This is a genomic window from Bacillus sp. UNC437CL72CviS29 (assembly GCF_000482345.1).
In the GTDB taxonomy this organism is placed as follows: domain Bacteria; phylum Bacillota; class Bacilli; order Bacillales; family Bacillaceae_G; genus Bacillus_A; species Bacillus_A arachidis.
This window is the reverse complement of the sequence record NZ_AXVB01000033.1, coordinates 21,732-31,450: the sequence shown is the minus strand read 5'-3', so window position 1 is coordinate 31,450 and position 9,719 is coordinate 21,732. Positions and strand designations below refer to the sequence as shown.

Here is a 9,719-nt window from a genome sequence, read left to right as displayed (position 1 = left end):
CATCTAAGCATGAAGCCCCCCTCAAGATGAGATTTCCCATAGCGTAAGCTAGTAAGATCCCTGAAAGATGATCAGGTTGATAGGTTCGAGGTGGAAGCATGGTGACATGTGGAGCTGACGAATACTAATAGATCGAGGACTTAACCATATAATATGAATGCAAATGTTATCTAGTTTTGAAGGAATATGCCTTCAATAGTTTGGTGATGATGGCAGAGAGGTCACACCCGTTCCCATACCGAACACGGAAGTTAAGCTCTCTAGCGCCGATGGTAGTTGGGACCTTGTCCCTGTGAGAGTAGGACGTCGCCAAGCAAAAACCTAAGTCATTTCGACTTAGGTTTTTTTGTGTATATTTTTATCCCGCTATTTACGGGTAGTAAGCCCCTCATCTCAAGATTCAGAGAGAAACGAGAAAGATGGGCGGGGGGATCAACTAACTGCTCGTAAAAGCCCGATTGGTGAGGGGTAATAATCAGTGAGGATGAAGAAAACCCCACTAATTAAAGTTTCACTTTATTTACCGAATGAAATAATCCATAAATTTAGCAATGCTAAAAATGAAAAAATAAAAAAGAAGAGGCTGTTTAAAATAATAGCAATTTGTTTTCGTTTCCCAGGTTTTCCGAACGAACCTAGAATAATTCCGATAATGGGACTAATTATTTCAATAAGCAGTATAGGTTTGAAGTAATGATAGTAGAAGAAATGAGATGTTATAAAAGAGGATTCAATAACTGCAGCAGTTACTGCGATAAAAAGAAATAAATATGACAACTTAGTAAGTTTCTGCATAATCAATCCACCTATAAATGAGTATGAGCTTATAGTAATAGTATCAGAGGATTTACTTAAATATACAAAAACGTAATTACTTACACCTTGATTTGATCACTTTCTCATATGTTAAGATTATAAAGTAATATAGATTTGAAAAAATAACGGTTATTGTAATGCGCTATAACTTTAGGTAATTAAAATTCACTTAAATGATGGCTAAAGTATTGTATCGCTATACCACTAGATCCTCATGTAGTTACGCTTTGTATTCTTATCCTAATTTCCTTTCATACATGTATATATTTTCACTTCTTCTTTTGAATATAACTAAAACACGAACGTTATCAATGACGAACAAAAAAACATTCGATTATTTGTTGACATTGTTCATGAAATATTGTTAATATAACCATAGAAACAATATTATATCGCACCTCATATAATCGCGGGGATATGGCCTGCAAGTCTCTACCTAACGACCGTTATTCGTTAGACTATGAGGGAAAGTCACTCGGTATTTTTCTATTCACAAGGGATACGTATGCCTGAGTAGAGCGCTTTCTCTCATAGTAAAAGAGAAAATGTTCTATGTCAGGCTTTTTTTATTTGAATCGGGGGGATTCTAATATGAAATCACTAGTTGGGGTCATAATGGGAAGCACGTCAGACTGGGAAACAATGAAATATGCTTGTGACATTTTAGATGAATTAAATATTCCGTATGAGAAGAAAGTTGTATCCGCTCATCGGACTCCAGATTATATGTTTGAATATGCAGAAACTGCTCGTGAACGTGGATTAAAAGTTATTATTGCTGGAGCTGGAGGAGCCGCTCACTTACCAGGGATGGTTGCAGCGAAGACAAATCTTCCTGTAATCGGCGTTCCTGTTCAATCAAAAGCGTTAAATGGTTTAGATTCATTACTGTCTATCGTTCAAATGCCAGGAGGGGTTCCAGTTGCCACTGTTGCGATTGGCAAGGCTGGTTCAACAAACGCGGGACTACTTGCAGCACAAATCCTTGGATCATTTCATGATGACATACATGATGCATTAGAACTGAGACGAGAAGCAATTGAGAAAAATGTGCGTGAAGGCAGTGAGTTGATATGACAAAAATCATTTTACCAGGAAAAACAATTGGAATTATTGGCGGTGGCCAGCTAGGAAGAATGATGGCGATAGCAGCGAAGGAAATGGGTTATAAAATTGCTGTTTTAGATCCAACAAAACATTCACCATGTGCACAAGTTGCTGATATTGAAATTGTGGCAGCATATGATGATTTGAAAGCGATTCAACATTTAGCAGAAATAAGCGATGTTGTGACATATGAATTTGAGAATATTGATTATAGATGTTTACAATGGCTTGAAAAATATGCGTATTTACCACAAGGCAGCCAGTTGTTAAATAAAACGCAAAATCGTTTTACAGAAAAGAATGCAATCGTGAGTGTTGGCTTACCAGTAGCACCATATAAACTTGTGCAGAGGCAAGACGAACTTTTAGAAGCAATTACGGAACTTTCCTTTCCTTGTGTGTTAAAGACAACAACAGGGGGATATGACGGAAAAGGACAAGTGGTTTTAAGAAGCGAAGCGGATGTTGCGAGAGCAACTGAACTTGTAAATCAAGCTGAATGTATTCTTGAGAAATGGGTGCCATTTGAAAAAGAAATATCAGTTATTGTAACTCGCAGTGTCAGTGGTGAAACGAAGGTATTTCCAGTAGCTGAAAATATTCACGTGAATAACATCTTACATGAATCTATTGTACCAGCTCGTATTACAGACGAACTTTCACAAAAAGGAGTTGAATACGCACAGGTACTGGCGGATGAACTTCAGCTTGTGGGAACACTAGCGGTAGAGATGTTTGCTACAGCAGATGGTGAGATTTATATTAATGAATTAGCACCAAGACCTCACAATTCAGGACACTATACAATTGATGCATGTGAAACGAGTCAATTTGGGCAACATATTCGAGCAATCTGTAATTTACCTCTAGGAGAAACAAATTTGTTAAAACCAGTTGTCATGGTAAACATTTTAGGCGAACATATAGAAGGGGTCCTAAGACAAGTGAATAGATTTACCGGGTGCTATTTACACTTGTATGGAAAAGAAGAAGCAAAAGCGCAGCGCAAAATGGGGCATGTAAATATTTTAAATGAAAATATTGAAGTTGCTTTAGAAAAAGCGCAGAGTTTGCATATTTGGGACCATCAAGAACAACTTTTGGAGGGAAAAAGATGATTAGTCGTTATACACGCCCTGAGATGGGTGCGATTTGGACGGAAGAAAACAAATTTAAAGCATGGTTAGAAGTTGAAATTTTAGCTTGTGAGGCATGGGCTGAACTTGGTGATATTCCAAAAGAAGATGTAAAAAAACTTCGTGAGAATGCATCATTTGATATTGACCGTATTTATGAGATTGAGAAAGAGACACGCCATGATGTAGTTGCTTTCACTCGTGCAGTATCAGAAACACCAGCACTAGGTGAAGAACGTAAATGGGTACACTACGGCTTAACATCTACAGACGTAGTTGATACAGCGTTATCTTATATCTTAAAACAAGCAAACGAAATCTTATTAAAAGACTTAGAAAACTTCATTACTATCTTAGCTAACAAGGCAAAAGAGCATAAATACACAGTTATGATGGGAAGAACACACGGTGTTCATGCAGAACCAACTACATTTGGTTTAAAACTTGGTCTGTGGTATGAAGAAATGAAACGTAACTTAGAGCGCTTCAAACAAGCAGCTGATACAGTTCGCGTTGGTAAATTATCTGGTGCAGTTGGTACATACGCGAACATTGATCCATTCGTAGAAAAATTCGTTTGTGAGAACTTAGGATTAGAAGCAGCACCAATTTCAACACAAACATTGCAACGTGATCGCCATGCGCATTACATGTCAACACTTGCACTAATTGCAACATCTATCGAAAAGATTGCGGTTGAAATTCGTGGCCTACAAAAGAGTGAAACACGTGAAGTAGAAGAGGCTTTCGCCAAAGGACAAAAAGGATCTTCTGCAATGCCGCATAAACGTAATCCAATCGGATCTGAAAATATGACTGGTTTGGCCCGCTTAATTCGTGGTTACATGCTAACTGCTTACGAAAACGTTCCATTATGGCACGAGCGTGATATTTCTCACTCTTCTGCAGAACGAGTTATCTTACCAGATGCAACAATCGCATTAAACTACATGTTAAACCGCTTTGGTAATATCGTGAAAAACTTAACGGTATTCCCAGAAAACATGAAGCGCAATATGCAAAGAACATACGGTTTAATTTACTCTCAGCGCGTAATGCTTACGCTAATCGACAAAGGTATGGTACGTGAAGAAGCTTATGATATCGTACAGCCTAAAGCGATGGAAGCTTGGGAGACACAAGTACAATTTAAAGAGCTTGTAGAAGCAGATGAGCGTATTACAAGCAAATTAACACAAGAAGAAATCAACGAATGTTTCAATTATGAACATCATATGCAACATGTTGATACAATCTTTGAACGTCTTGGATTGAACTAATTTGAAAATTTTATATGGCACAGAATAGAATCATTCTGTGCCATTTTTTATAAACATATTATTCATATTTTTCAAACTACAGGGGGCTTGCGAAATGCAAAAGCTAGAATTGCTGTATGAGGGTAAGGCAAAAAGAATTTATCGTACAGAAGCAGCAGATATGGTTTGGGTAGAGTACAAAGATAGTGCTACTGCTTTCAATGGGGAGAAAAAAGCGACAATTACAGGAAAAGGTCGTCTGAACAATGAGATTACAACTCTTTTATTCAGAAAGTTACAAGAAGTGGGAATTAAAACACATTTTGTTGAGAAGTTGTCAGATACAGAACAACTTGTGAAAAAGGTAAGTATTATTCCATTAGAGGTTGTCACAAGAAACGTAATCGCGGGAAGTCTTTCAAAACGCTTAGGAATGGAAGAAGGAACTGCACTTGCAGCACCAATCGTAGAATTGTACTACAAAGATGATGATTTAGGAGATCCGCTTGTAACAGAAGATCATATTCGTGTGTTAAACGTTGCAACGCCAGAGCAAGTAAGTACATTACGAGAAAAGGCTCTACAAATCAATCAAATATTGATTGAGCACTTCGCAAGCTGTCGTGTAAGATTAGTAGATTTTAAACTAGAGTTTGGACTAACAGAAGAAGGCGAAATCGTATTAGCAGATGAGATTTCACCAGATACTTGCCGCTTATGGGATGAAGCGAGCAATGAAAAATTTGATAAAGATGTATTCCGCCGTGATCTTGGCGATTTAACAGAGGCATATGAAGAAATTTTAAAACGTTTAGGGGGAGCTTCACATGTATAAAGTTAAGGTATATGTAACATTAAGAGAGAGCGTATTAGATCCACAAGGAACAGCAGTGAAAGGTGCTCTTCACAGTCTTTCATTCACAGAAGTGCAAGATGTTCGCATCGGTAAATATATGGAGTTAACAATTGATAAATCAGTGACTGATCTGGATACAAAGGTAAAAGAAATGTGTGAGAAACTATTAGCGAATGTTGTAATGGAAGATTTCCGTTACGAAGTTGAGGAGGTTGTCGCACAGTGAAATTTGCCGTAATCGTTTTTCCAGGTTCGAACTGTGATGTTGATATGTTTCATGCAATTAAAGATGAGCTTGGCGAAGAGGTAGACTACGTTTGGCATGATGCAGAGAATTTAGATGAATATGATGCAATTCTTTTACCAGGAGGTTTCTCTTACGGTGATTACCTTCGCTGCGGTGCCATTTCTCGCTTTGCAAATGCAATGAAAGCTGTGCAAAAAGCAGCTGAACAAGGAAAGCCAATTCTAGGTGTATGTAACGGATTCCAAATATTGGTTGAATCAGGGCTGCTACCAGGTGCATTAATGCGAAATAAAAACCTAAAGTTTATGTGCCGTACAGTGGGATTACGTGTTGAAAATAACGAAACGATGTTTACATCGCAATATGAAAAAGGTGCAGTAATCAATATTCCAATCGCACATGGTGAAGGGAATTACTACTGTGATGAAGCAACTCTTAAAGAATTAGAAGAAAAGAATCAAATTGCATTCCGTTATGTAGACAATCCAAACGGAAGCGTTTCAGATATTGCAGGTATTGTAAATGAAAAGGGAAATGTACTTGGCATGATGCCGCACCCAGAGCGTGCTGTGGATGAACTTCTTGGCGGCGCTGAAGGTTTAAAAGTCTTTCAATCTATTTTGAAACATTGGAGGGAAACATATGTCGTTAATGCTTGAACCAAATCCAACACAAATTAAAGAAGAACGTATATATGCGGAAATGGGGCTAACAGACGAAGAGTTTGCCATGGTTGAAAAGATTTTAGGACGTTTGCCGAACTACACAGAAACGGGACTATTCTCTGTTATGTGGTCAGAGCATTGTAGTTATAAAAACTCAAAACCTGTTCTTCGCAAGTTCCCAACAACAGGAGAGCGCGTATTACAAGGACCTGGTGAAGGTGCAGGGATTGTAGATATTGGTGATAATCAAGCCGTTGTATTTAAAATGGAAAGTCATAACCATCCTTCTGCAATTGAGCCATATCAAGGTGCGGCAACGGGTGTTGGTGGTATTATTCGCGACGTATTCTCTATGGGAGCACGTCCAGTAGCATTATTAAACTCTCTTCGCTTCGGTGAACTACAATCACCACGTGTGAAATATTTATTTGAAGAAGTAGTTGCAGGGATTGCAGGATATGGTAACTGCATCGGGATTCCAACTGTTGGCGGAGAAGTACAGTTTGATTCATGTTATGAAGGAAACCCACTTGTAAATGCAATGTGCGTTGGTTTAATTAATCATGAAGATATTAAAAAAGGGCAAGCACATGGTGCTGGTAATACAGTTATGTACGTAGGTGCTTCAACAGGACGTGACGGTATTCACGGTGCAACTTTCGCATCAGAAGAATTATCTGAGAGTTCAGAAGCGAAACGTCCAGCGGTACAAGTAGGGGATCCATTTATGGAGAAACTCCTTATTGAAGCATGCTTAGAGCTTATTCAATCTGATGCTCTTGTTGGAATTCAGGATATGGGAGCTGCAGGATTAACATCATCTTCTGCAGAGATGGCAAGTAAAGCAGGAATGGGTATTGAAATGTACTTAGATGATGTACCACAACGTGAAACAGGTATGACGCCATATGAAATGATGTTATCTGAATCACAAGAACGTATGTTAATTGTTGTGAAAAAAGGTAGAGAGCAAGAGATTGTAGAGTTGTTTGAAAAGTACGGACTTGCGGCAGTTACGATGGGAAAAGTAACGGAAGATAAAATGCTTCGCTTATTCCATAAAGGTGAAATGGTAGCGGAAGTACCAGCAGATGCACTAGCAGAAGAAGCACCAATTTATCATAAGCCTTCAAAAGAAGCAGCGTATTTTAAAGAGTTCCAAGAAATGAAGATGGAAACACCGAAATTAGATAATTATAAAGAAACATTGCTAGCTCTATTACAACAACCAACGATTGCAAGTAAAGAGTGGGTATATGATCAATATGATTATCAAGTACGCACAAGCACGGTTGTTACACCAGGATCAGACGCAGCCGTTGTACGTGTGCGCGGGACAGAAAAAGCATTAGCGATGACAACAGATTGTAATTCTCGCTACATTTATTTAGATCCTGAAATGGGCGGTAAAATTGCAGTAGCAGAAGCAGCACGTAACATCGTATGTTCAGGTGGAGAACCGCTGGCAATTACAGATTGTTTAAACTTTGGTAACCCAGAAAAACCAGAGATTTTCTGGCAAATCGAGAAATCAGTAGATGGTATGAGTGAAGCTTGTCGTACACTACAAACTCCAGTTATTGGCGGAAACGTATCAATGTACAACGAACGTAGCGGTGAAGCTGTATATCCAACACCGACTGTTGGTATGGTAGGTCTTGTTCATGATTTAAAACATGTAACGACACAAGAATTTAAGCAAGCTGGAGATCTAGTTTATGTAATTGGAGAAACGAAAGCTGAGTTTGGCGGAAGTGAATTGCAAAAGATGGTATACGGCAAAATCTTTGGTCAATCACCAAGCATCGATCTAGAAGTAGAATCTAAACGCCAAAAGCAATTACTAGAAGCAATTCAAGCAGGACTTGTTCAATCTGCACATGATGTTGCAGAAGGCGGATTAGCAGTCGCAATTGCTGAAAGTACAATTGGAGCTAAAGGATTAGGTGCTACTGTGAAATTAGCTGGAGAAGCAACAGCGGCGTTATTCGCGGAATCACAATCACGCTTTGTTGTAACAGTAAAACGTGAAAAGCAAGAAGCATTCGAGAAAGTAGTAGAAGCAATTCAAGTTGGGGAAGTCACAAATACAAATGAAGTAACAATTCGTAATGAAGAAAATGAAGTATTACTTACAGCAAATGTTGATGAAATGAGAAAGGCTTGGAAAGGGGCAATCCCATGCTTGCTGAAATAAAGGGGTTAAATGAAGAATGTGGCGTTTTCGGAATTTGGGGGCATGAAAATGCAGCACAAGTTACGTACTACGGATTGCACAGCTTACAGCACCGTGGACAAGAAGGCGCAGGCATTGTTGTAAATAATGGGGAGAAAATTGTTGGGCATAAGGGGTTAGGTCTAGTATCGGAAGTGTTTTCAAGAGGTGAGCTAGAAGGATTAAATGGAAAATCAGCAATTGGTCACGTACGCTATGCAACGGCAGGCGGAAGTGAGGTAGCGAATGTTCAACCACTACTATTCCGTTTTTCTGATCATAGTATGGCATTAGCTCACAACGGTAATTTAATTAATGCAAAGATGCTTCGCCGTGAATTAGAAGCAGAAGGAAGTATTTTTCAAACGAGTTCAGATACAGAAGTACTACTTCATTTAATTAAACGTAGTACAAAAGGTTCATTAATTGAGAGTGTGAAAGATGCATTAAACAAAGTAAAAGGTGCATTTGCATATCTTTTATTAACAGGTAACGAAATGATTGTTGCGTTAGACCCGAATGGATTCCGCCCGCTGTCAATCGGAAAAATGGGAGATGCATATGTTGTAGCATCTGAAACATGTGCTTTTGATGTAGTTGGTGCAACATACATTCGAGATGTTGAACCTGGAGAACTACTTATTATTAATGACGAAGGTATCCAAGTAGATCGTTTTACAAATGATGTAGAACATGCAATTTGTAGTATGGAATACATTTACTTTGCACGCCCAGATTCCAATATTGCTGGCATCAATGTTCATGCAGCGCGTAAAAGTATGGGGAAACGTTTAGCGGCGGAAGCTCCTATTGAAGCAGATGTTGTAACAGGGGTACCGGACTCTAGTATTTCTGCGGCAATTGGTTATGCAGAAGCAACTGGCATTCCGTATGAATTAGGATTAATTAAAAATCGTTATGTTGGTCGTACCTTTATCCAACCTTCTCAAGAATTGCGTGAACAAGGGGTAAAAATGAAGCTTTCGGCAGTACGAGGAGTAGTTGAAGGAAAGCGCGTCGTAATGATTGATGATTCTATCGTAAGAGGTACAACAAGTAAACGCATTGTCCGTATGCTTCGTGAAGCAGGAGCGACAGAAGTGCATGTGAGGATTGCTTCTCCACCACTTAAGTATCCGTGTTTCTATGGCATTGATATTCAAACGAGAAAAGAATTAATCGCAGCTAACCATTCTATAGAAGAAATACGTCAAATCATCGGCGCAGATTCTTTAACATTTTTAAGTGAAGATGGCTTAGTCGATGCGATTGGTCGTCCATATGAAGGGAAATACGGCGGCTTATGTATGGCGTACTTTAATGGGGATTATCCAACAGCCCTTTATGATTATGAACAAGAACTTTTAGAAAGTATGAAATAAAAAAGCGAGAAGCTTCTACTTGATTTTAAGTAGAAG

General features: G+C 38.7%; 9 protein-coding genes, 2 rRNA genes and 1 riboswitch. Of the genes, 10 read left to right on the top strand and 1 reads right to left on the bottom strand.

What is annotated here, in order from left to right:
* Window positions 1-148: ribosomal RNA gene (locus M014_RS0120200) — 23S ribosomal RNA — on the top strand; the annotation flags it as partial.
* A gap of 51 nt (window positions 149-199) precedes the next feature.
* Window positions 200-315, top strand: a 5S ribosomal RNA gene (gene rrf / locus M014_RS0120195).
* Window positions 316-516: 201 nt separating this feature from the next.
* Here the strand turns inward: rrf and M014_RS0120190 are convergent.
* Window positions 517-795: a hypothetical protein gene (locus tag M014_RS0120190; protein ID WP_026593311.1), complete on the bottom strand. Its 279-nt coding sequence runs from the start codon at window positions 793-795 to the stop codon at window positions 517-519.
* Between the two features lie 400 nt (window positions 796-1,195).
* Window positions 1,196-1,297, top strand: a riboswitch (purine riboswitch).
* A 110-nt stretch (window positions 1,298-1,407) separates the two neighbouring features.
* Between M014_RS0120190 and purE the strand changes: the two genes are divergently transcribed.
* The 8 genes from purE to purF all read left to right on the top strand — a co-directional run bounded on the left by purE (window position 1,408) and on the right by purF (window position 9,683).
* Window positions 1,408-1,893, top strand: coding sequence for a 5-(carboxyamino)imidazole ribonucleotide mutase (gene purE, locus M014_RS0120185; RefSeq protein ID WP_026593310.1), 486 nt, complete (start codon window positions 1,408-1,410; stop codon window positions 1,891-1,893).
* On the top strand, window positions 1,890-3,041 hold the full coding sequence (gene purK / locus M014_RS0120180) for a 5-(carboxyamino)imidazole ribonucleotide synthase (RefSeq protein ID WP_026593309.1): 1,152 nt from the start codon (window positions 1,890-1,892) through the stop codon (window positions 3,039-3,041). The genes purE and purK overlap by 4 nt, the downstream gene beginning before the upstream one ends.
* On the top strand, window positions 3,038-4,339 hold the full coding sequence (gene purB, locus M014_RS0120175) for an adenylosuccinate lyase (protein WP_026593308.1): 1,302 nt from the start codon (window positions 3,038-3,040) through the stop codon (window positions 4,337-4,339). The genes purK and purB overlap by 4 nt, the downstream gene beginning before the upstream one ends.
* Before the next feature lie 94 nt (window positions 4,340-4,433).
* Window positions 4,434-5,153, top strand: coding sequence for a phosphoribosylaminoimidazolesuccinocarboxamide synthase (gene purC, locus M014_RS0120170; protein WP_026593307.1), 720 nt, complete (start codon window positions 4,434-4,436; stop codon window positions 5,151-5,153).
* Complete coding sequence (gene purS, locus M014_RS0120165; RefSeq protein ID WP_026593306.1) at window positions 5,146-5,400, top strand: phosphoribosylformylglycinamidine synthase subunit PurS; 255 nt, start codon at window positions 5,146-5,148, stop codon at window positions 5,398-5,400. The genes purC and purS overlap by 8 nt, the downstream gene beginning before the upstream one ends.
* The gene (gene purQ, locus M014_RS0120160) at window positions 5,397-6,080 is read left to right on the top strand and encodes a phosphoribosylformylglycinamidine synthase subunit PurQ (protein ID WP_026593305.1); all 684 of its coding nucleotides are present in this window, start codon (window positions 5,397-5,399) and stop codon (window positions 6,078-6,080) included. Before purS ends, purQ begins: the two co-directional genes overlap by 4 nt.
* The gene (purL, locus tag M014_RS0120155; RefSeq protein WP_026593304.1) at window positions 6,064-8,283 is read left to right on the top strand and encodes a phosphoribosylformylglycinamidine synthase II; all 2,220 of its coding nucleotides are present in this window, start codon (window positions 6,064-6,066) and stop codon (window positions 8,281-8,283) included. The genes purQ and purL overlap by 17 nt, the downstream gene beginning before the upstream one ends.
* Entirely contained in the window at window positions 8,268-9,683 is a 1,416-nt protein-coding gene (gene purF / locus M014_RS0120150; protein ID WP_026593303.1) for an amidophosphoribosyltransferase, read from the top strand. The genes purL and purF overlap by 16 nt, the downstream gene beginning before the upstream one ends.
* The last annotated feature ends 36 nt before the right edge of the window (window positions 9,684-9,719 follow it).